The organism is Rhodococcus sp. BP22, assembly GCF_014281965.1.
In the GTDB taxonomy this organism is placed as follows: domain Bacteria; phylum Actinomycetota; class Actinomycetes; order Mycobacteriales; family Mycobacteriaceae; genus Rhodococcoides.
Window position 1 is genome coordinate 81,779 of the sequence record NZ_JACFTB010000006.1, and the last position, 20,238, is coordinate 102,016.

A 20,238-nucleotide genomic window follows, 5' to 3' on the forward strand; every position below is an offset into this window, starting at 1 on the left:
CGAGCGGTGTCGGCTGGAATTCGACTTTGTGAGAAGTTCGAAAGATCTACCGCCACTGTAGATTCAAGAGACATCAGGGTAAGTTCTCAGGTGGTTGGCGATCAACGCAATCATCTGATGCCGCACGCAGAATCCAATTCGAAAGAAGGAATAACAGTGATCGTCCTGGGAATCATCCTCGCACTCATCGGCTTTTTCACGTCGATCAGCATCCTCACCACGATCGGCATCATCCTGATCGTCGTCGGTGCCGTCCTCACCATCCTCGGTGCAACCGGGCGCGCTATCGGCGGACGCAAAACCTGGTATTGATCGCCAGGTAGTGCCCTTGCACTCAGACGAGGCCCCGCGCACCAGCGCGGGGCCTCGTTGGTTTCCGCAAAGCTCTTCGAGTCCCCGTCAGCGAACCAACCCTCCACTACGTAGTATCTGCTCGGCCTGTCGCAACACAGGCGCATCGACCATCTGCCCCTCGAAGCGAAATACTCCGCGCTCTTCGGCAGCGGCCGCAACCACCCGGTCAGCCCAATCGATCTCTGCCTGAGTAGGTGCAAAGGCCTCTCGAATTATCGATAACTGCGACGGATGAATAGCAACCTTCCCGTCGAATCCGACGGCCACGGCATCCTCCGACTCGGCCGTCAAGGTAGCGATGTCGCCGATATCGAGCACCACCGAATCGAGGGCGAACACACCACGCGCCTTGGCTGCAAGCAATGTCGTCGACCGAACATGTTGTGCCACATCGCGGTACGTACCGTCAGGGAATCGGCTCGACCTACCGCCCAATGCTGCGATCAGGTCCTCGGCACCCCACATCACCCCGATCGAATTACCTGCGCCGAGGCTGTCGAACACAGCGACGGCGCCTTGCGGTGATTCGACGAGTGCAATCACCTCGTACGGCGCGGCCGCATCGATCTGAGCCGAACTTTCACACTTGGGCAGCATTATTCTGCGATACGACGTCTGGGCGAGTGCTGCCATATCCAGGTCGAAGTCGGCAGTGCCGTGCGCGTTGACTCGGACGACGGTGAACTCCGGGTCGAGAGGGGTGGACAGCAACGATTGCCTGGCTTTCGGCTTGTCACCGGCAGCGACAGCGTCCTCCAGATCGAGAATTACGACGTCGGCCCTCTGCGCAGCCTTTTCGTAGCGTTCCGGTCGATCCGCCGGACAGAACAACCATCCGGGCCCCGGCGGCACCCACGTCACGACGCGTCCTCCGCGGGCCGGAGCCGGACGAGAGTCTTGCGGACCGCCGTCGCCACTACGTCGCCGTGTTGGTTGCGCCCGGTGTGAGCGAAGGTGACGATGCCCTCTCCGGGGCGAGATTTCGATTCGCGCTTATCGACGATGAGCGTCTCCGCATACAGCGTGTCCCCGTGAAACATCGGCTTCGGGAACGTCACCTCCGAAAAACCGAGGTTGGCCACGATCGTGCCCTGCGTCAACTGCGCTACCGAGAGGCCGACGACCGTCGAGAGAGTGAACATCGAGTTGACCAGTCGTACGCCGAACGTTGTGCCCTCACTGAAGGCTGCGTCGAGGTGCAGCGCCTGGGTATTCATCGTCTGCGCGGTGAAGAAGGTGTTGTCGGCCTCGGAGACCGTTCGGCCGGGCCGGTGTTCGTAGACGGTGCCGAGCTCCATCTCCTCGAACCACAGCCCGCGCTGACGGACACGCTTGTCCGTGGTCATAGACCGAGCCCCCGCGCGATGAGCATCAACTGCACCTCGGTGGTCCCCTCGCCGATCTCGAGAATTTTACTGTCCCGATAGTGCCGGGCAACGGTGTATTCGTTCATGAACCCGTATCCCCCGTGAATCTGCGTCGCGTCGCGCGCATTGTCCATGGCTGCTTCGGAGGCGACCAATTTCGCGATCGAGGCCTGCTTCTTGAATGGCTTTCCCGACAACATCAGCGCGGCCGCGTCGTAGTACGCGGTGCGCGCTGTGTGTGCTCGCACTTCCATCCGGGCAATCTTGAACGCGATGGCCTGATTTCGTCCGATCGGTCCACCGAAAGCTTCTCGTTCCTTGGAGTACTTGACGCTTTCGTCCACACACCCTTGCGCAACGCCTACCGCCAGGGCGGCTATGGCGATGCGTCCCTCGTCGAGAATGTGCAGGAAGTTGGCGTATCCGCGGCCCTGTTGGCCCAACAGATTTTCGTACGGAACCCGGACGTCGGTGAAGGACAACGGATGTGTGTCGGATGCATTCCAGCCCACTTTGTCGTACGCCTTCTCCGCCACGAATCCTGGCGTCGACGTCGGAACCAGGATCGATGAAATCTGCTTCCTTCCGGTCAACTCGTCGACACCGGTCACTGCGGTGACGGTGACCAGTTCGGTGATGTCGGTACCCGAGTTGGTGATGAACTGTTTGCTGCCGTTGATGATCCATTCGCCGCCGACGAGTTTCGCGGTGGTCCGTGTCCCCCCTGCGTCGCTGCCTGCCCCGGGTTCGGTCAACCCGAAGGCCGCGAGCGAGCTTCCACTCGTCAATTTGGGCAACCATTCCTGCTTCTGCTCGTCGTTACCGAAGCGGTAGACCGGCATCGCGCCGAGGGAGACTCCAGCCTCGAGCGTGATGGCAACACTTTGATCCACCTTCCCCAGCTCTTCGAGGGCAAGACAGAGCGCAAAGTAGTCGCCACCCATTCCGCCGTATTCCTCCGGGAACGGCAGGCCGAACAAGCCCATCTCGGCCATGCCGGCAACGACCTCGTACGGGAACGAGTGCTCGGCATCGTGTTTGGCCGATACCGGCGCCACCACCGACGTGGCGAAGTCGGCGACACTCGCGATCAGCTGCTGGTACTCGTCGGGAAGGTTTCCGGTAGCAAGGTGATCGGTCATGACTTTCCTTCTTCCACTTCGGTTCTCGGGGTCACGCGGGCGAGAAGTTGATCGACACGAACCTGCTCTCCCACTACGACGAGAAGTTCTACCGTTCCACCGATCGGTGTTGTCATTGCGTGTTCCATTTTCATTGCCTCGACAACGACGATCGCCGAGCCTGCCTCCACGGTGTCACCGCTCGATACACCTACGGCAATGACGGTTCCCGGCATCGGACTGGTCATGTCGGCATCTCCGGAGTGGCTGTCTTCACCACGGACACTGGTCTCTTCTACGGATGTGACGGCCCACGTACCGGCCGGTGAGGACACCCAGACAGTCGCGTCGTCGTCGGCAAGTCGAAAGCGCGATCGCACGCCTGCGCGCACAATGGCCACGTCACCGTCCTCGATACGAGCGAACGACATCGGTTGCAATTCTTCGTCGTCGACCGCGACCCATGCCTGCGACAAGGTGCCGCTCACATGCACATGCACGGTCCGCGTTCCCGAAGACAGTCGATAGGTCACTGGCTGGGCTCGACCGCCGATTCGCCAACCGCTCGGGACCGACCATGGTTGGGCAGGGTCCGATGCCGTCCACAGTGACGACCACAGATGGATGCCGGCTACCGCAAAAATGTCGTCCGGCGCAGGCACTGCCTCGTAGTCCTCCAACCTGCGATCGAGCAATCCGGTATCGAGCCTTCCCGCGACGACATCGCTGTCCGCCAACAGAAACCGAAGGAATTCGATATTGGTGACAACGCCCAATGCAGCGGTGTCGGCAAGCGCGCGATCGAGGGTAGCGAGCGCCGAAGCTCGATCGGGGCCGTGTGCGATCACCTTGGCCAACATCGGATCGTAGTCACTGCCGACGACGGACCCGACGGACAGGCCCGAGTCGACGCGAACTGCCGGAGTGGGTGTGGGTTCCCGAAGCGAGAGGACCGTCCCTCCGGTGGGAAGGAATCCTCGACCGGGATCCTCGGCGTAGACGCGGGCTTCGATTGCATGACCGGTCAGTGTCACCTCGTCCTGCCGAATCGCAAGCGGTTCACCGCGTGCGATTCGAACCTGCCATTCGACCAGATCCAGCCCAGTAACCATCTCCGTAACCGGATGCTCGACTTGAAGTCGGGTGTTCATCTCCATGAAGAAGAATTCTTCGGGGCGATCCGCCGAGACGATGAACTCCACGGTGCCCGCGCCCGTGTAGTCGACGCTGCGGGCGGTATCGCACGCCGCCTTCCCTATCCGTTCTCGTGTTTCCTCGTCCAGAAGCGGCGACGGCGCTTCCTCCACGACCTTCTGGTGCCTGCGCTGCAGACTGCATTCGCGCTCACCGAGGTGCACGACGTTTCCGTACTGATCGGCGAGTATCTGCACTTCGATGTGCCGAGGCCGCAGAACGAACCGTTCGAGGAACAGCGTGTCGTCACCGAACGAGGAGGCCGCTTCGCGTCGTGCACTCGCCAACGCACCGGCAAGCGCTCCCGGCTCCTCGACCAGTCGCATGCCCTTGCCGCCTCCGCCTGCCGACGGCTTGACCAGGATCGGATAGCCGATGTCCTGGGCCGCATCGAGGAGGTCCGCGTCGGAAAGTCCTGGGCGAGCGATACCGGGCACTACCGGGACACCGAACTCCGCCACTGCGTTCTTGGCCGTGATCTTGTCGCCCATCACCTCGATTGCTGCAACGGGTGGGCCCAGGAATGCCAGTCCGGCAGCCTCGCAGGCTGCAGCGAATTCGGCGTTCTCCGAGAGAAATCCGTAGCCCGGATGGACGCCCTGTGCTCCGGTGCGGTGCGCGGCTTCGACGACCTTGTCGATTGCGAGGTAGCTCTCACGTGCGGAGGCTGGGCCGAGGCGAACCGCGGTGTCTGCTTCACGGACATGCCGCGCATCCACGTCGGCGTCACTGAACACCGCAACGGATCGAATACCCATGCGCCGCAACGTTCGAATGACGCGAACCGCAATCTCGCCGCGATTGGCTACCAGCACTGTGTCGATCTGTCTCGTCATCACAACTCACATCCGAAAAACGCCGTAGGAGACCGGCCCGAGCGGCGCGTGAGCGCTCGCCGACAGAGCAAGTCCGAGAACAGTTCTGGTGTCCGCGGGATCGATGATCCCGTCGTCCCACAATCGCGCCGTCGAGTAGTAAGGGTTGCCCTGCGATTCGTATTGCTCTCGAATCGGCGCTTTGAACGTTTCCTGTTCTTCGCCGGACCATGGCTTGCCGGCCGCATCGAGTTGTTCACTGCGGACCGTGGACAGTACCGAGGCTGCCTGTTCACCGCCCATGACGGAGATGCGGGCGTTCGGCCACATCCACAGGAAGCGCGGCGAATAGGCGCGGCCACACATCGAATAGTTGCCCGCGCCGTAGGAACCGCCGATGACGACGGTGAACTTCGGGACCCGAGCGCACGCGACGGCAGTCACCATTTTGGCGCCATGCTTGGCGATGCCGCCTGCTTCGTAGTCTCGGCCGACCATGAAGCCGGCGATGTTCTGCAGGAACACGAGTGGAACACTGCGTTTGTCACACAGTTCGATGAAGTGCGCGCCCTTCATTGCCGATTCTGCGAACAGCACGCCATTGTTGGCGATGATTCCGACCGGATGACCGTGCAGATGCGCGAACCCGGTTACGAGCGTCTTGCCGTACTCGGACTTGAACTCGTCGAACTCCCCGCCGTCGACGATGCGGATGATGACCTCGCGAACGTCGTACGGAGTGCGCGAGTCGATCGGCACCACGTCGTAGAGGTCTTGCTGATCGACGGTGGCATCGCGTGCCTGCCTTATCGGCCACTGCGCCGCAGGGATCGGCCCGAGCGTGGCGACGATTCGACGCACTCGGCGCAGCGCGTCCCGGTCGTCGTCGGCAAGGTAGTCGGTCACCCCGGATACCTTCGAATGCAGGTCACCGCCCCCGAGCTCCTCGGCGGTGACAACCTCACCCGTCGCTGCCTTGACCAACGGCGGTCCCCCGAGAAAAATCGTGCCCTGGTCTCTGACGATGATCGCTTCGTCGCTCATCGCGGGAACATAGGCGCCGCCTGCCGTGCACGAGCCCATGACAGCCGCGATCTGCGCAATGCCTGCCGCGCTCATCGTCGCCTGATTGAAGAAGATCCGCCCGAAGTGCTCGCGGTCGGGAAACACCTCATCCTGCCGCGGAAGGAATGCACCGCCTGAATCGACGAGGTAGATGCAGGGCAGTCGATTCTGCGCTGCGATTTCCTGTGCGCGCAGGTGCTTCTTCACCGTGAGCGGATAGTACGTGCCGCCCTTGACGGTCGCATCGTTGGCGACGATGACGCATTCACGGCCGGACACTCTGCCGATTCCCGCGATCATTCCGGCGCCGGGGCACTCGTCGTCGTAGATTCCATCGGCTGCCAGCGCGGCGATCTCGAGAAAGGGACTGCCGGGATCGAGCAACTCGTTCACACGATCACGCGGTAGTAGCTTGCCTCTTGATATGTGTCGTTCGCGGGACTTCACGCTGCCTCCGAGTGCAGCACGGTCCAGCTTGTCGCCCAGTTCTTGAACAAGCCTCTGGTGTTCGAGCCTATTGGCTTCGATATCGATCGCCATAGTGGTGCCACTCCCTGACCGAACTTGGGTTAATCATCACTAACCGAATTTAATAGTAAACTCCAATTAACCGAGTTGTCCAGTCTCCAACCGAAGGCGGGGATTTCACCATGAGCACAGTGTCGCCGCCTGCCGAGTCGAAACCGACAATCCGCGAGCAGCGTAAGGCCGCGCGACGCATCGAGCTCCTCGATGCAGCTGCCGAACTGTTCGCCGAGCGCGGCTACGCAGCGGTACGGCTCGAGGATCTCGGCGCCGCAGTCGGCATCAGTGGACCTGCGGTGTATCGCCACTTCCCCAACAAGGAAGCAGTCCTAGTCGAGCTACTGGTGGACATTTCCGACTACCTACTGGCCGGTGGCCGACGGGTCGTGCGGAACGCCGCGGACGCATCCGGCACGATCTCCGAGCTGGTCGACTTCCACCTCGACTTCGCGCTGAGTAAGCCGGCGCTGATCCGAATTCAAGACCGCGATCTGGCGAATCTGCCGACGTCCGCACGACGCGATGTCCGGCGCAAGCAGCGCGAGTACGTCGAAGCCTGGGTCCTCGCACTGCGCGGATCCGACCCGGAACTGCACGAAGACGATGCCCGCACCAAAGCGCACGCCGTGTTCGGTCTGTTGAATTCGACCCCGCACAGCATCGGCCGAAGCATGTCTCGCAGGTCGCGTGAAGTGCTCAGAGAGATGGCGAACGCCGCGCTCGGGGCATAGTGCTTCCGCGACAATCCGAGGGCCGGCCGCATCATTGTGCAACGAGTGTGAGAATGAAATCGTGAAGACACAGGTCGGAATCATCGGGGCGGGTCCTGCCGGATTGATGCTCTCCCATCTGCTCCATCTGAAGGGCATCGAGTCGGTCGTGTTGGAGAGCCGCACACGCGAAGACGTCGAAAGCACTGTTCGTGCCGGGGTGCTCGAACAGAACACCGTCGATCTGTTGCACGACGTCGGACTCGGCGCTCGGGTTCAGGCGGAAGGTCTGCAGCATCACGGCATCGAACTTCGGTTCGCCGGCCGCGGTCACCGCATCGACTTCGACGAGCTCACCCCGGGTAGGTCCGTCACCGTCTATCCACAGCACAATGTCCTCGAAGACCTCATTGCGAGGCGTCTGACCGACGGGGGCGATATTCGTTTCGGCGTCACCGAGGTTGCCGTGCATGCGCATGACACCGATGCCCCGCGAATCAGCTTCCTCGACGAGGACGGAAACGCGCAGAGCCTGATGTGCTCACTCGTAGCCGGTTGCGACGGGTCGAGTAGCCGCACCCGCGGGCTGATCCCCGAGACCTCGGTACGCACCGACTATTTTCGACAGTATCCGTTCGCATGGTTCGGAATTCTGGCCGAAGCACCACCATCCTCGGAGGAGTTGATCTACGCCAACCATCCGCGCGGGTTCGCGTTGATCAGTACCAGAAGCCCACTCGTGCAACGACATTACTTTCAAGTCGATCCGGATGACTCGGTCGAGAGCTGGCCCGACGACCGCATCTGGTCCGAACTGCACGCCCGTGTCGACGGCGACGGCGCGGAGATCCAGGATGGCCGGATAGTGTCCAAAACGATCTTGCAGTTTCGCAGCCTCGTCTGCGAACCCATGCAGTATGGAAGCCTGTTTCTCGCGGGCGACGCTGCGCATACCGTTCCACCGACCGGCGCCAAAGGGATGAACCTCGCCATCGCTGATGTCTACGTGCTGGCGAAGGCAATGGATGAGTATTTCTCCAAGAACCAGCGCGCTGCTCTCGACGGCTACACAGCCACCGTACTTCCGCGGGTGTGGCGGACCCAGCATTTCTCGTGGTGGATGTCTTCGATGCTGCACAAGCTTCCAGAAGAGACAGGTTTCGACCACAAACGCCAGGTAGCCGAGCTCGAGATGATCATCCGTTCCGTCGCCGGCCGGACGCTCCTTGCCGAGAACTACGTCGGAATGCCACTCGAGGGCACGTTCCATCGATCGTGAGCAGCGATGGCGATTCTTGCTTGCTCACCCGAGGCCGATCATTTACGACGCTGGTGCCCGATCTCGTTCTCCTGCAGTGCCGAGCCACGCCGACACCTAGAGCGCTTGCACCAAGGCCGGTAATCCGACTGCCGCAGTGGTTCGCCAGCGGTGGTCGGCCATATCGGATATTTCTGTCTCCACGGGGTTGATCTCGACCACAGTTGCGTTGCAGCTGCGTGCCATCGCCGGCAGCCCAGCGAACGGGAAGACTGCGCCGGACGTCCCGACGACCAACACGAGATCAGCGTTTTCGACGGCGTTCACCGCTGACGTCCACTCGGACTCGGGAAGCGGTTCGCCGAACCACACTGCGCCCGGACGCATGGGTCCCCCGCACTCCGGACACGGCGGCGGTGGAACCCGCTCCGACTGCTCATCAGTCGGTTCGTATGCGGGCTCGGAGTGAACCCCACATTCGGAACAGCGTGGATCGAACAAACTACCGTGCACGTGCGATATGACCTTCGAGCCTGCGCGCTCGTGTAAGTCGTCGACGTTCTGGGTAGCGATGTCGAGATGAGAACGCTGTTGCCACGTGGTCAGTGCGATATGACCGGCATTCGGCTGCGCCCGGCGAACCAGCTCGGTGCGCCACTGGTACCAACCCCACACCAGATCGCTGTCGCGCGCCCAACCCTCCGGACTAGCCAGAGCAGCGGGTTCGAAGTTGGACCACAGTCCCGTCTGCGCATCACGGAAGGTCGGTATCCCGGATTCGGCCGACATCCCAGCGCCCGTCAGCACCGTCACCCGCGATGCACTACGCGCGAGTGTGACTATGGCGCTTGACAGCTCGACGTTGTTCATGGTGGCTAGTGTGCCATGGCATACCGACGGGGATCTGGATGGTCTCGGGAGGGATCACGGCGCCTGCTGATGCGCGTGCCCATAGGCGAAACCCGGCGACCGAGGAGATCGAGTTCGACCGAAGAAGACCGCCAATCTGGACGGTGATAGCTTTGTGTGACAACACATTACGACTTTCAATTCCAACGCCACGTTACCCGTTCGTTACTTTTGTGATTAATCTGTTACCCAATGGGTTGCAGGACGGCGACTTCCTTGCTTCATGCTTACCTCAGCACGATCTGCAACGAGGAGTGGGCATGAACTACGCAACGCTCGACGAAGATTCCCAGCGCATGACCCTGATCCCTCAGGTACATCATCGCCTTGTGCTCGGTTCCACCTTTGGAGCGATCGTGGCCGCCGCCATCGCATTGTCGGTGGGCGGACACGCCGTCACACTGATGATAGGTGCTCTCGTACTCGGCATCGTCGGTCTCCTCGCCGCCACCCTTTGATCTCCCCAGCCCCCGCGAGCGACACATCATGACACTTCACTACTCCCCCATCTGCAGACTCGACGACGACGCGATCGGCGGTGTGAAGATCGATCTGGACGAGCACACCGACGGAACAAACGAGTTCGACGATGCTCTGCACAGCGCGTCGAGCACGGTGCTCGACAGCACCGGATGGATGACGCCATTGCTGATCGGCAACGGGATAGCGTCGGATGCTTGCGGGACGTTCGTCGTGCGCGAGAGTTCGATGGTCGACAATCCGGCGAAGACCTTGCTCGCTGTCGAGAAGGCCAGAGCACGAAACAGCATAATTGCAGTCGACGACGTCGGCGGACAGCTCGCGTCCTTCGGCATACTGCCTCTGATCGAACCCGACATCATCGTTCTGGCACCCGAGATGAGCGCTTCCGATCCTGACCCGTACGTTGCCAGGGCCACGCATGTTCTCGCGGCCCAAGCCGAGCGGACCGGTGCCGTGATAGTCGCCAGTGGCGTCGATTCCGAAGCCCATCGCGTCAGAGCGCTCGAGCTGGGGGCAACCTTCGGAATCGGTCTGCTGTATCCACCCATGTCCTCACCCAAGTCGCTGTCGGAGAGCGCTTCTCGTGCAGTCCTCGCGTCGCGCACCTGGAGTACCCCCGATGCCGACTCGACGTCGCCGTTCGCCATCGCATCTGCCGGTCGTGTTGCGACCCGAAGCCGCAAGAACCTGCTCGTGGAAATGAGCACACACATCGAATGGCAGGCATCGGTGGCCGGCCCGGAGACCCTGGTGCTCGGGACTTTTCAGCACGATAGACATTTCCGAGGCAGCACGAAGGCCCGCTGGCAGGCGATGGCCGAACACAGTGCCTATACCGGCGTGTGCGGCGTCGGGATGGCCGATACGTCCGATCCCCATATCCACCGAGCACCCCTCGACCCCGCCGACGGTATGACCGAGGAATGGAATGTCGTGGTTCTGGGGGCTCACTTCTGTTGCGTATTGTCCGCGCGAGAGATGAACTTCGGAGACTTGGGAATGGATCGGGAGTTCGACTACGTCATCTCGCACGATCGCTGCACCGTGGTTCGCTGTGCCAAGGCCATTCTGCATAGATTCGACGGTCCAGCTGGGGTTTGCGAGCCGAACTGAACTTCACCAGGACAACCACGGCTCCGATTGGGCCACCTGCACACCTACGGTTGCAGCGGGGGCCCGGCGCACACCGAACAACGAGTTCATCAACTCCAGTTCACTCCGTCCGGATTCGGCGACCCAACGGCGGCTCCGATGGAGAGCTCGCGACGTCCACACCGTCACTGCTGCATCGCCAATTCCACTACCGCCATCGCCGGCGAAGTCGACTTTCACGCCGCCCGCAGCGCCTGGCCCCACCTCGGCACACAACCTCCGCAACGAGTCCTTGCCGAATATCACCCGACCGGACACCTCGACGAGAAATCGGCACCGCGCACGTATCCAGTCGTCGGGTTCACCAAGATGGACCCGCGAATCATCCAGTCCCAGTTCGTGATAGAGATTCGCGGCGTTCGCTCCTACGATCCAGACACCACAGTCCTCTGCTGCACCGACCGAAGACGCGATCGTCACCGACAACGACGCCGCGCTGTGCGAGTCCGACGCTACGATCACGACACAGTCCGGAACGCGGTATCGAAGCCCCGACCTTCTGGCCGCAGGGTCGGTGATCAACGGCGCAAGTTTCAAGGCCTCGGCATTCTTGGAGTCCGTTCGTGCCGACACGGATCGCTCAGCCCAGTCGGGGCCGTCGTGCCAAGCAAGGGCTGTGCGTTCGTAGGCGAATACGGCGCCGGCCATGAAGGCACGGTTGGCGAACTCCCAGTCCTCCCCTCCGTACTGCACGAACGACTCGTCGAAACCTCCGACGGTATCGAACAGTGAACGCCCGCAGGTCATCACCGCGCTGATCATGTACTTGTACGCGTCCCATCCTGGGTGCAGGAGATCCCCTGTCCGCTCGTAAGCGTCGACCAGCCAGGCTGGTTCGGTCACCGCGGCCGACAAATGTTTACGCCTCCCGACCACCAGCGCATCGGGGAGAATCGAGGGCAAGCGTGTTGCCGCGCGCACGTAATCGGGCGTCGGCACGGTGTCTGCATCCAGGAAGCACAGAACCGAACCGCGCGAGACGGACACCCCGAGATTCCGTGCAGCAGCCGCTCGAAAACCCCTGTCTTCCTGTCGGATGGTCACGATATTCAGCTGTGCGCCCCATCGATCGATGGGCGGCGGCTGCGAGGATCCATCGTCGGCAACTACGACTTCGAGTCGATCTGCCGGGTAGGTCTGCTCGGCCAACGCGGTCAAGACGAGGGACAACTGACTCGGTTGGTCGTAGTAGGGAATGATCACGCTGACGACGGGATATCGCGACGAGCCGTGCACACGGTCCCACTCGTTGTCGGGCACCAGCATCCGGCCATCACCGATATCTACCGTGCCGGTCACGCGGACCAACGTCGGAGTATCGCGTCGTACGCGTTCGCCACCTCGGCAGGCGACGGTGATGGAACGACGGACTGGTCCGTCCACGTATCGGCGGGGTTCTCCGTAGCAGCCGCAAGCGCCGCATCGAGTGCACCGTCGACGTTCTCGTACATGGTGAGCACTCCCGGTGACCGCCGGTTCAACTCTTCGATGTACCTGGTCCGGGGTACGAGTGGGCGCCGCCCTGCCGAGATCCAGGTATTGATCGAACCCGATGCCGAGAGGTGTCGATGATGGGCAACTGGAACCGTGACCTCCCACATACGTTGCCGAAGTTCGTCGTCGTCTACAAACCCTGTGACGAGACACTTCCGCCCCGATACTGCTGCCTCGGCATGCAATTCCTCGGCCAGATACTCGTGGCCGGGAGACGGCATTCCCAGAGCCGTGAACCCCACGGAAGCAGGCAGCGCCTGCATTGCCTGCATCGTTTCGATGTGGCCTTTACCTGGGTAGAGGAACCCGAGCACTCCGACAGTCTGCCCAACCGTCGGCGGCACTCGCTTCGGTCGCATCGGGCCGGCAATCATCAACGGTACTACCGCGACCTCGACGAGTGAGTCTGCATCGGGATGTACGAACTCGCGCAGCAACTCCGCCTCGTGTTCGCTCGACACCACCACTCCCACAACGAGATCGAGAACAGATCGATAGAATTGGACGCGGTCCGACATCGACGGTCCATCCGAGGGTTGCGGAAGATCGTGCAACGTAACCGAAACAGGCTTTCCGACTGCTGCGATCAGTTCTCGAAGATCGGTCAGCGCTTGCCGAGGGCTACTGCCGAACAGTCTGTCGGTGACATGGATGTGGACCAGAACGCACTCGAGTACGTCGGTTGCCTCTGCACTGCAGAACCGAATCAGACGGTGGTCGAGATCTTCGGCCCGCGCCGCGTCGTACACGGCAAGGCCGTACCGGACGACGCCGTGTGTTTCAGGACCGACGACCAGATGACACACAGTGCCCATCATGTCGGCAAGCCGAGGACGTCGATCAGACCGCTGTATCGGCTCAGCGCAGCGCCTACGAACTCCGGATGCTGTGCATACCAGGACATCTGCTGATCGTGAATAGTCTTCTCTTCCAGTACTTCTCCATCGACAGTCCACGAGGACCGCACCACGGCATCGAGACCGAGCGCATCGATCACCCGTCGCTCCAGCGGTGCTCGGACGACACCGAGCAGTTCGCGATCGACCGAAGACGGACCTGGCAGACCGAGCGCGTCGAGGATACGACTACCCAGCTCTATCAGGACCGCGTTGCCCGGGTGGTTGATGGTATGCGCGGCCGCGCTGCCGAGGGGGCGAAGAACATCGGAGATCGCGATGTCACAGTCGCGCCGCTCGCGTCGCTCCAGTTCGGCAACGCTCGCCTGCGCGGCATCGACAATTCCCGCCGACGAGATTTCGAGATCCCACTCGTCGAACCGCATTCGCCCGTCGCGGGCCGCCAGTACGGTCCGAAGGTCGTGATACGGCACACCAGGAGGTACCGCCGAGGGATCGCTGGGATGCCGAACGATGATCTGCCAGGGATACAGCCCGGCGTACCGAATGACCGGCCAGATGAGCCGGGTCGTGATGGATGGGGCCATGTCAGTGAGGTCTGCGGTGCCGATGGGCAGCTCTCGGTAGCCGGCCCGGACAGGTTGCGCGATCAAGATCCGAGTCTGCTGCAGGAGTCGTTCGACATGCGGAATATCAGTGGCAGTCAGCTCGTGAACGGGCGGCACACGGACGGTGCGGAATGGGCTGTTCGCCGAGGACGCCAGCACGATACGCAGCGCTTCCGCCTGGCAGTTTCCCCAGACGAGCAGCACCGGACGGGTGTCCGAAGTGTCGGCATCGACGCCGTAGAAGCTGCCGAAATGCAGGGTTCGACCGTCCGCGGTCACGCGCTGTAGTATTCGTTTGTCACGCAAATACACTCCCTCTCGAGCAGCCGGGCCGGGTTCGACACTCCCCCGTATATCCACTCTGCCGACAGAGGAACCCTTTATTTTGATCACGATCGCCTCGGTGCCCACTGACCACCGATATATCACCAATCTTGCACCGGACACCGTGGACATGGGTGAGCCGGCCTGTCTCCGACTTCCCGATCCACGGCCGGTCGACGCCGAGGAGACAGACGCCCGGTGGTGGCCTCCTCGATGGCTCGAACCTCGATGGCTGACCGAGCACATCGATACGTTCGACGTGTTCCATCTTCACTTCGGGTTCGATGCGGTCGAGCCTGCAAGGCTGACCGCAATCGTCGAGATTCTGCGCGCGCATGACAAGCCTTTCGTGCTCACCGTGCACGATCTGCACAATCCTCACTTCGCGGACAACTCCATGCACCTGGCACAACTCGACATTCTCGTGACTGCCGCGGACGACGTCATCACTCTCACTCACGCCGCCGCCGCGCAGATCACTGCACGATGGAACACCCCTGCCAGTGTGCTGCCACATCCCCATGTCGCTCCGCTCGACCTGATCGGGCAGGTGCGGGCGGGACACGAGCGCGAGTTCGTCATCGGGATTCACGCGAAGAGCCTTCGAGCAAATCTCGATCCACTGGCAGTCATGGACGTCGTAGTCTGCACCGCAGCAGAACTCGGAAACGCACGAGTGCAACTCGACATCGACGAGGAAGTGTTCGCCCACCGTGACCAGCGGGGAGCAGTCGGTGCAGCGTTGACTGCGTACAACCGATTCCGCAGCGTCGACGTTCGGGTGCATCGCCGCTTCGACGACACCGAATTGTGGCGCTATCTGCGAGAAATCGATGTGTCGGTACTGCCGTATCGATTCGGCACACACTCGGGCTGGCTCGAAGCATGCTACGACCTCGGAACCGCCGTCGTCGCCCCGGACTGCGGATACTACGGCGATCAGAAACCCTGTACTACATATGAATTCGGGATAGACCGATTCGAACCGGACACCCTTGCGCAGGCACTGCGCGATGTCCACGCTGCCCGTAGCCGGACTCCGGCCGCGTCCAGAGCCGAGCGGGAACGCGAACGCACCATGCTCTCCCGAAGACACTACGAAATCTACGAACGTGCACTGTCGCGAGGTAGCCGCATCCTGACCGAGGCCCGCTGATGCGACCATTACGCATTGCGCTGCTCGGTTCGTCGAATTTCCCTATCGCCGAACCGTTTGCCGGTGGTATGGAGGCGCACATCTGGCAACTCGCCCACACCTTGACCGAACGCGGCCACATCGTGACGCTTTTCGCCGCAGAGGGGTCTTCGGTCGAGGTCACCGGCGGGAATCTTCGCGTCGCACAACTGGAACTGAGTGCGATTTCCAAAGCCGACATCACCACACCCGCGCTGGCAGTGAGCGAGCATCACGCGTACCTGTCGGTGATGATGGATCTGGCTTCGGACCTGCGGGACTCCTTCGACATCATCCACAATCACAGCCTGCACTACATTCCTATTGCCATGTCTCCGACAGTGCAGACGCCGATGCTCACCACACTGCATACCCCCCCGTTCGCCTGGCTGGAGTCGGCCATCGCTGTGTCGGCGAGCCCTGCGTCGTCGTTCGTCGCGGTCAGTGAGCATGCCGCTCGCCAGTGGGCACCTGTGCTCGGTGAGGTTCATGTCGTCCCCAACGGCATCTCGACGCAGCGTTGGCCGGAAGGACCCGGCGGAGACTATGCCGTCTGGTCCGGCCGCATGGTGCCGGAGAAGGCGCCCCATCTTGCTATCGATGCCGCGCGGATGGCCGGAGTTCCACTTCGCCTCGCCGGACCTGTCTCGAATACCGAGTACTTTCGGGACCACATCGAGCCGCGACTCGACGACTCGGTGACCTACGTCGGCCATCTTCGTCAGCGGGAGCTCGCGACGCTCGTCGGTGCCGCCGCAGTCGCTCTGGTCACACCGGTCTGGGAGGAGCCCTACGGCCTGGTCGTCGCCGAAGCTCTGGCGTGCGGCACCCCGGTCGCCGCTTTCGACCGTGGCGGGATTCCCGAGATCCTCACCCCCGCCTGCGGCCGTCTCGCCACCGCGGATTCGGTGGAAGACCTGGCGATTGCCCTCACCGACGCCGCAGCACTCTCCCGGGGCGATGCCAGGGCCCGTGCCGAGACTGCATGCTCGGAAACTGCGATGGTGGACCACTATTCGGAGCTCTACGAGCACATGATTCGTGAGACGACGGTTCGGCAAGGTGCGTCATGATCGGCTACTACGCGCATCATCATGGATCGGGGCATGTGACTCGTGCGGCGTCGATCGCCGCTGAGCTCGAAGAACCGATGACCGTACTGTCCTCGCGCCCTCGATCTTCCGAACACGCTCACCTCGACTGGCTGACGTTGCCACTCGACGTGGACACGACAACGATGGGCGATCGGGCTTCCGATCTCGACCCGACTGCATCGGGGGTAGTGCACTGGGCACCGATCGGTGTCCGCGGGCTCACCGAGCGCATGGCGATGATCGCCGAGTGGGTCGCACGAACACGCCCACGGCTCGTCGTCGTCGACGTGTCTGTCGAGATTGCCCTGTTCGTTCGATTGCTGGGGGTTCCTGTGGTCACGGTCGCTATGCCCGGTGATCGAACGGACGAGCCACATCAGCTGGTCTATCGGATCGCAACAGCAATCATCGCCCCGTGGTCCAACAATGTGTACGACCCGGCCTCGCTTCATGCGTTTTCTGCCAAGACCATCTACGTAGGATCGATCAGCCGATTCGCCGGGCGAACGCGCCACCCTGCCACGACAACCGGACCGAATGTCTTCGTCCTCGGGGGCGCAGGCGGGACGTCATTGACGAAGAAGGATATCGACGAAGCAGCCGAACTCAACTCCGAATACACCTGGACGGCAGCGGGACTCGATGCACAAACATGGGTAGACGATGTCTGGCCGCACTTGTGTGCGGCATCGGTGGTGATCACGCATGCCGGACAGAATGCACTCGCCGACGTGGCATCTGCGGCGGTGCCTGCAGTCATCGTGCCCCAGGATCGGCCCTACGGTGAACAGGACGCCACCGCCGATGCCCTCGCCAGGGCGGGAGTAGCCGTCGTGGCGCCGTCGTGGCCTTCCCCCGATCGTTGGCGAACCTTGTTGGCTGACGCGGTACGCCTGGGGTCGTCGGGCTGGCCTCGCGTCGAAGCTTCCGGTGCCGCCTACCGCGCAGCACGACTGCTGTCCGAGACGGCCGCCGTATGAAGACATCCGTGATCACCGTCGTGTCAGGGCGGCACGAGCATCTTCGGGGACAACTACGAGGCCTCGCCCAGTCGATACTTGCACCCGAACAACACATCATCGTGGCCATCGACGACGACGAAATCGCTCGTGTAGTCGCGGACGCCGAAAGCACAGCGCAGGTGGTCGACCTCGCCGCACCCCAGGGCAGGCTTCCGATCGGGCAGGCTCGAAACGTGGGCGCCCGAGTGGCGTCGAACGGCGGAGCCGATCTTCTCGTTTTTCTCGACGTCGACTGCATTCCGTCACCCGAACTGCTTACGCGCTATCACGATTGCGCAACGCTGTCTGCGCACCGCGCAGCTTTACTCTGCGGACCGGTTACTTACTTACCGGCTCGAAGTTCGGCGTGGACGGTCGAAGAGTTGCAAGCCCACACCGACCCTCATCCGGCACGTCCGAATCCGGTTGCGGGAGTGGTCGAGACAGGCAAGAACTTCGATCTCTTCTGGTCACTGTCCTTTGCTCTGTCGACCGAAACCTGGAACCGTATCGGCGGATTTCACGACGAGTACCTCGGATACGGCGGCGAGGACACCGATTTCGCTGCTGTAGCTCGCTCGATCGGAGTCGGGTTGCGTTGGGTCGGCGGCGCACATGCTTACCACCAGCATCATCGCGTGTCGTCACCTCCGATCGAACATCTCGACGACATCGTCCGCAATGCGGCTCTGTTTCATCGCCGTTGGGGCCGATGGCCGATGGCCGGGTGGCTGGATGAGTTCGAGCGTGCGGGCCGCATCGTTCGCAGTCCCGACGGATCCATCGATCGCATTGCATGAACCGAGCCAAGACGGGGTAAGCGCTGTGTGCTGCGCACCGAACGCCGGTGCCCACACAGAATGCGAGGGTCCGTACCGATGAACCAAGTGATCGATACCGGCGCGTCGGCACCGGCCGCGCGAGCTGTGACAACCAAGCGGGAATGGGCAGCAGACCTCAGTACCCAACGGTTGTACGCGCTGCTCAAGCTGCGCGTAGAGGTGTTCGTGGTGGAACAGGCTTACTTCTATCCCGAGCTCGATGGCGAGGACTTAGGCTCGCTGACCAGGCATTTTTGGCTCGAGCGTGACGACGAAGTGCTGTGCACGTTACGACTGACGGAAGAGGGAAATGGACCCGATCGGGTGTTGCGTATAGGCCACCTGTGTACCCGACGCTCCGAACGCGGGAGAGGCCACACCACCCGTCTGCTCCAGGCTGCCTTGGCCGATGTCGGCTCGGCCAGATGCCGAATCGACTCGCCGAGCTACCTCGTGGACATCTACACCGGGCATGGATTCGTGCCATGTGGGGACGAGGTACTCGACAACGGAGTCCCCGTCATCCCATTGGTGCGAGAATCCAAGTGAATGTGGCAGTTTCGGTCGAACTACTCCCAGCGTGCGCTGCTCGACCGGGTAGATTGGACTCGTACGCGCAGTAGCAAGCTGGTGAAGTCCGCTTCCCGACGATATTGATGCAGTATCCCTGAAGGATCTGGACGCGAGAGAGTCGAGAACAACATGCAGTGGTGGGGATGGGTTATCGTGGCCCTGGTCGTGATCGTGGCGCTCGTGGCGCTCGTGCTGGCTGTTCAGGCCAAGCGCCGATCCGGCGGTGTGATCATCACCGGCCGGCCGGGCAAGACCGGAAGGTCGAGAAAGCCATGATCGAGCAGTTGATGCGGTCCAGTGAGATCGCCAAGCGTCCGGTCGTGACTTTCACCGGTGAAGACATTTCGCAGATCAAAGACATCATCTACGCACCCGACGGCGGGGCAGTCGCCGGTTTTACTCTCGCCGGTCGCGGATTGTTCTCCGGTCCCCAGAAAGAGGTGCTTCCGTGGCGATCCGTCGCGGCACTGGGTCCCGACGCAGTGATGATTCTCCGCGAGGACATGCTTTCCCCCGCAGGCGAAATGTTCCCCGCTCCAGACTCCGGCGACGACACTCCACAACCCTCGCACGAACGGCGCGGTGACATCCTAGGCTCCACCGTCCTCACCGACTCCGGTACCGAACTGGGCACCGTTATCGACGTCATCATCGAGGTCAGTGGCCGCTACGGTGGAAATTGCGAAGTAGTCGGCTACGAGATCAAGTCCTCGGAGTCGATGAAGAACAAGGGCACCACCGTGCTCATCCCTCTGCCCGACACACTCGCCGCCTCCGGGGAACATCTGATGGTGCCCGCCAGCGCCACCGACTTCGTGCGTGATGATCTCGCCGGGTTCGGTGCTGCCGTCGACGCATTCCGCGCGCAATTGGGGGGTAAGAACTGATGTTGTTCTCCGAGTCCATCGGCCGCAAAGTGGTCAGCACAACCACCGCCGACACGGTCGGGACCATTGCCGGGTTCTTTATAGATCCCCACAACCGCACCGTCGCCGGGGTTCATCTCAAGAAGGCCAAGTCCGGGAATGCGCTCGCGTGGTCGGGAATTTCCGCATTCGGAATCGATGCCGTCACCGTCGGATCCTCGGATTCGATCATCGATGCCGACGACGAGGCCTCACTCTCGGCGCTGGAAGGAAAGACCCACAACGTCGTCGGAAAGCGCGTACTCAGCACCGGTGGTGTCGAGCTCGGAAAAGTCGACGACGTCGATTTCGATCCTGAGACAGGAGCGATCACCTCGCTCATCGTCGGCGCCGAGCAGATCGAAGGACGCGCCCTTATCGGAGTGGGCTCGTACGCAGTGATCGTCGACCACCAACAGCAGTGAATCGGGGCC

Annotated in this window: 22 protein-coding genes; 13 read left to right on the top strand and 9 right to left on the bottom strand. The window is 61.9% G+C overall.

From position 1 onward, the window contains the following. The first annotated feature begins 156 nt into the window (after positions 1 to 156). Positions 157 to 312, top strand: coding sequence for a DUF6131 family protein (locus tag H2510_RS14220; RefSeq protein ID WP_168708278.1), 156 nt, complete (start codon positions 157 to 159; stop codon positions 310 to 312). A gap of 87 nt (positions 313 to 399) precedes the next feature. On the opposite strand, the gene H2510_RS14225 is transcribed toward H2510_RS14220, so the two are convergent. The 5 genes from H2510_RS14225 to H2510_RS14245 are packed head-to-tail and all read right to left on the bottom strand — an operon-like array spanning position 400 to position 6,456. Then, on the bottom strand, positions 400 to 1,215 hold the full coding sequence (locus H2510_RS14225; protein WP_186628965.1) for a CoA ester lyase: 816 nt from the start codon (positions 1,213 to 1,215) through the stop codon (positions 400 to 402). After that, the gene (locus H2510_RS14230) at positions 1,212 to 1,700 is read right to left on the bottom strand and encodes a MaoC family dehydratase (protein WP_186628966.1); all 489 of its coding nucleotides are present in this window, start codon (positions 1,698 to 1,700) and stop codon (positions 1,212 to 1,214) included. Before H2510_RS14230 ends, H2510_RS14225 begins: the two co-directional genes overlap by 4 nt. Then, positions 1,697 to 2,863, bottom strand: a complete 1,167-nt coding sequence (locus tag H2510_RS14235) for an acyl-CoA dehydrogenase family protein (RefSeq protein WP_186628967.1) — start codon at positions 2,861 to 2,863, stop codon at positions 1,697 to 1,699. Before H2510_RS14235 ends, H2510_RS14230 begins: the two co-directional genes overlap by 4 nt. Next, positions 2,860 to 4,872, bottom strand: a complete 2,013-nt coding sequence (locus tag H2510_RS14240) for a biotin carboxylase N-terminal domain-containing protein (RefSeq protein WP_186628968.1) — start codon at positions 4,870 to 4,872, stop codon at positions 2,860 to 2,862. Before H2510_RS14240 ends, H2510_RS14235 begins: the two co-directional genes overlap by 4 nt. Before the next feature lie 6 nt (positions 4,873 to 4,878). Beyond that, positions 4,879 to 6,456 (bottom strand): carboxyl transferase domain-containing protein, encoded by a 1,578-nt coding sequence (locus H2510_RS14245; RefSeq protein ID WP_186628969.1) that lies wholly within the window; start codon positions 6,454 to 6,456, stop codon positions 4,879 to 4,881. A 110-nt stretch (positions 6,457 to 6,566) separates the two neighbouring features. On the opposite strand from H2510_RS14245, the gene H2510_RS14250 reads away from it, so the two are divergent. Together H2510_RS14250 and H2510_RS14255 are read left to right on the top strand one after the other, a co-directional pair. Next, positions 6,567 to 7,172, top strand: a complete 606-nt coding sequence (locus H2510_RS14250) for a TetR/AcrR family transcriptional regulator (RefSeq protein WP_186628970.1) — start codon at positions 6,567 to 6,569, stop codon at positions 7,170 to 7,172. Positions 7,173 to 7,233: 61 nt separating this feature from the next. Then, a complete protein-coding gene (locus tag H2510_RS14255) occupies positions 7,234 to 8,430 on the top strand; it encodes a 4-hydroxybenzoate 3-monooxygenase (RefSeq protein WP_186628971.1) in 1,197 nt (398 codons plus the stop codon). 96 nt (positions 8,431 to 8,526) lie between these two features. On the opposite strand, the gene H2510_RS14260 is transcribed toward H2510_RS14255, so the two are convergent. Then, entirely contained in the window at positions 8,527 to 9,279 is a 753-nt protein-coding gene (locus H2510_RS14260) for an NAD-dependent deacylase (protein WP_186628972.1), read from the bottom strand. A 299-nt stretch (positions 9,280 to 9,578) separates the two neighbouring features. Between H2510_RS14260 and H2510_RS14265 the strand changes: the two genes are divergently transcribed. Both H2510_RS14265 and H2510_RS14270 read left to right on the top strand, forming a co-directional pair. Beyond that, on the top strand, positions 9,579 to 9,776 hold the full coding sequence (locus tag H2510_RS14265; protein ID WP_168708279.1) for a hypothetical protein: 198 nt from the start codon (positions 9,579 to 9,581) through the stop codon (positions 9,774 to 9,776). A 28-nt stretch (positions 9,777 to 9,804) separates the two neighbouring features. After that, on the top strand, positions 9,805 to 10,914 hold the full coding sequence (locus tag H2510_RS14270; RefSeq protein ID WP_186628973.1) for a DICT sensory domain-containing protein: 1,110 nt from the start codon (positions 9,805 to 9,807) through the stop codon (positions 10,912 to 10,914). A 3-nt stretch (positions 10,915 to 10,917) separates the two neighbouring features. On the opposite strand, the gene H2510_RS14275 is transcribed toward H2510_RS14270, so the two are convergent. Genes H2510_RS14275 through H2510_RS14285 form a run of 3 tightly spaced genes read right to left on the bottom strand, consistent with a single transcriptional unit; the run spans position 10,918 to position 14,191 of the window. After that, on the bottom strand, positions 10,918 to 12,336 hold the full coding sequence (locus H2510_RS14275) for a glycosyltransferase (RefSeq protein WP_315901377.1): 1,419 nt from the start codon (positions 12,334 to 12,336) through the stop codon (positions 10,918 to 10,920). Then, positions 12,249 to 13,265 (bottom strand): hypothetical protein, encoded by a 1,017-nt coding sequence (locus H2510_RS14280; protein WP_186628974.1) that lies wholly within the window; start codon positions 13,263 to 13,265, stop codon positions 12,249 to 12,251. Before H2510_RS14280 ends, H2510_RS14275 begins: the two co-directional genes overlap by 88 nt. Beyond that, positions 13,262 to 14,191 (bottom strand): WcbI family polysaccharide biosynthesis putative acetyltransferase, encoded by a 930-nt coding sequence (locus H2510_RS14285; protein ID WP_315901378.1) that lies wholly within the window; start codon positions 14,189 to 14,191, stop codon positions 13,262 to 13,264. Before H2510_RS14285 ends, H2510_RS14280 begins: the two co-directional genes overlap by 4 nt. Before the next feature lie 124 nt (positions 14,192 to 14,315). Here H2510_RS14285 and H2510_RS14290 point away from each other — a divergent pair, with 124 nt between their 5' ends. From H2510_RS14290 to H2510_RS14320, 8 genes are all read left to right on the top strand, one after another. After that, positions 14,316 to 15,392 (top strand): hypothetical protein, encoded by a 1,077-nt coding sequence (locus H2510_RS14290; protein WP_315901379.1) that lies wholly within the window; start codon positions 14,316 to 14,318, stop codon positions 15,390 to 15,392. Beyond that, positions 15,392 to 16,483: a glycosyltransferase gene (locus H2510_RS14295; protein WP_397517364.1), complete on the top strand. Its 1,092-nt coding sequence runs from the start codon at positions 15,392 to 15,394 to the stop codon at positions 16,481 to 16,483. Before H2510_RS14290 ends, H2510_RS14295 begins: the two co-directional genes overlap by 1 nt. Then, positions 16,480 to 17,484 (top strand): glycosyltransferase, encoded by a 1,005-nt coding sequence (locus H2510_RS14300; RefSeq protein ID WP_186628977.1) that lies wholly within the window; start codon positions 16,480 to 16,482, stop codon positions 17,482 to 17,484. The genes H2510_RS14295 and H2510_RS14300 overlap by 4 nt, the downstream gene beginning before the upstream one ends. Then, positions 17,481 to 18,305 carry a glycosyltransferase family 2 protein gene (locus H2510_RS14305; RefSeq protein ID WP_186628978.1) on the top strand — a complete coding sequence of 275 codons (825 nt, stop codon included), beginning with the start codon at positions 17,481 to 17,483 and terminating at the stop codon, positions 18,303 to 18,305. Before H2510_RS14300 ends, H2510_RS14305 begins: the two co-directional genes overlap by 4 nt. A 78-nt stretch (positions 18,306 to 18,383) precedes the next feature. Then, a complete protein-coding gene (locus H2510_RS14310; protein WP_186628979.1) occupies positions 18,384 to 18,875 on the top strand; it encodes a GNAT family N-acetyltransferase in 492 nt (163 codons plus the stop codon). A 177-nt stretch (positions 18,876 to 19,052) separates the two neighbouring features. Beyond that, a complete protein-coding gene (locus tag H2510_RS20845; RefSeq protein ID WP_254900665.1) occupies positions 19,053 to 19,175 on the top strand; it encodes a hypothetical protein in 123 nt (40 codons plus the stop codon). Next, positions 19,172 to 19,786 carry a PRC-barrel domain-containing protein gene (locus tag H2510_RS14315; protein ID WP_186628980.1) on the top strand — a complete coding sequence of 205 codons (615 nt, stop codon included), beginning with the start codon at positions 19,172 to 19,174 and terminating at the stop codon, positions 19,784 to 19,786. Before H2510_RS20845 ends, H2510_RS14315 begins: the two co-directional genes overlap by 4 nt. Then, positions 19,786 to 20,229, top strand: a complete 444-nt coding sequence (locus H2510_RS14320) for a PRC-barrel domain-containing protein (protein WP_186628981.1) — start codon at positions 19,786 to 19,788, stop codon at positions 20,227 to 20,229. The genes H2510_RS14315 and H2510_RS14320 overlap by 1 nt, the downstream gene beginning before the upstream one ends. Positions 20,230 to 20,238: the final 9 nt, after the last annotated feature.

Bases quoted from the DNA above. Each gene is read 5' to 3' on its own strand.
- H2510_RS14230 (WP_186628966.1), bottom strand. From the start codon at position 1,700: ATGACCACGGACAAGCGTGTCCGTCAGCGCGGGCTGTGGTTCGAGGAG.
- H2510_RS14320 (WP_186628981.1), top strand. From the start codon at position 19,786: ATGTTGTTCTCCGAGTCCATCGGCCGCAAAGTGGTCAGCACAACCACC.
- H2510_RS14305 (WP_186628978.1), top strand. From the start codon at position 17,481: ATGAAGACATCCGTGATCACCGTCGTGTCAGGGCGGCACGAGCATCTT.
- H2510_RS14280 (WP_186628974.1), bottom strand. From the start codon at position 13,265: ATGATGGGCACTGTGTGTCATCTGGTCGTCGGTCCTGAAACACACGGC.
- H2510_RS14270 (WP_186628973.1), top strand. From the start codon at position 9,805: ATGACACTTCACTACTCCCCCATCTGCAGACTCGACGACGACGCGATC.
- H2510_RS14250 (WP_186628970.1), top strand. From the start codon at position 6,567: ATGAGCACAGTGTCGCCGCCTGCCGAGTCGAAACCGACAATCCGCGAG.
- H2510_RS14265 (WP_168708279.1), top strand. From the start codon at position 9,579: ATGAACTACGCAACGCTCGACGAAGATTCCCAGCGCATGACCCTGATC.
- H2510_RS14295 (WP_397517364.1), top strand. From the start codon at position 15,392: ATGCGACCATTACGCATTGCGCTGCTCGGTTCGTCGAATTTCCCTATC.
- H2510_RS14310 (WP_186628979.1), top strand. From the start codon at position 18,384: ATGAACCAAGTGATCGATACCGGCGCGTCGGCACCGGCCGCGCGAGCT.
- H2510_RS14240 (WP_186628968.1), bottom strand. From the start codon at position 4,872: ATGACGAGACAGATCGACACAGTGCTGGTAGCCAATCGCGGCGAGATT.
- H2510_RS14235 (WP_186628967.1), bottom strand. From the start codon at position 2,863: ATGACCGATCACCTTGCTACCGGAAACCTTCCCGACGAGTACCAGCAG.
- H2510_RS14300 (WP_186628977.1), top strand. From the start codon at position 16,480: ATGATCGGCTACTACGCGCATCATCATGGATCGGGGCATGTGACTCGT.
- H2510_RS14260 (WP_186628972.1), bottom strand. From the start codon at position 9,279: ATGAACAACGTCGAGCTGTCAAGCGCCATAGTCACACTCGCGCGTAGT.
- H2510_RS14315 (WP_186628980.1), top strand. From the start codon at position 19,172: ATGATCGAGCAGTTGATGCGGTCCAGTGAGATCGCCAAGCGTCCGGTC.
- H2510_RS14245 (WP_186628969.1), bottom strand. From the start codon at position 6,456: ATGGCGATCGATATCGAAGCCAATAGGCTCGAACACCAGAGGCTTGTT.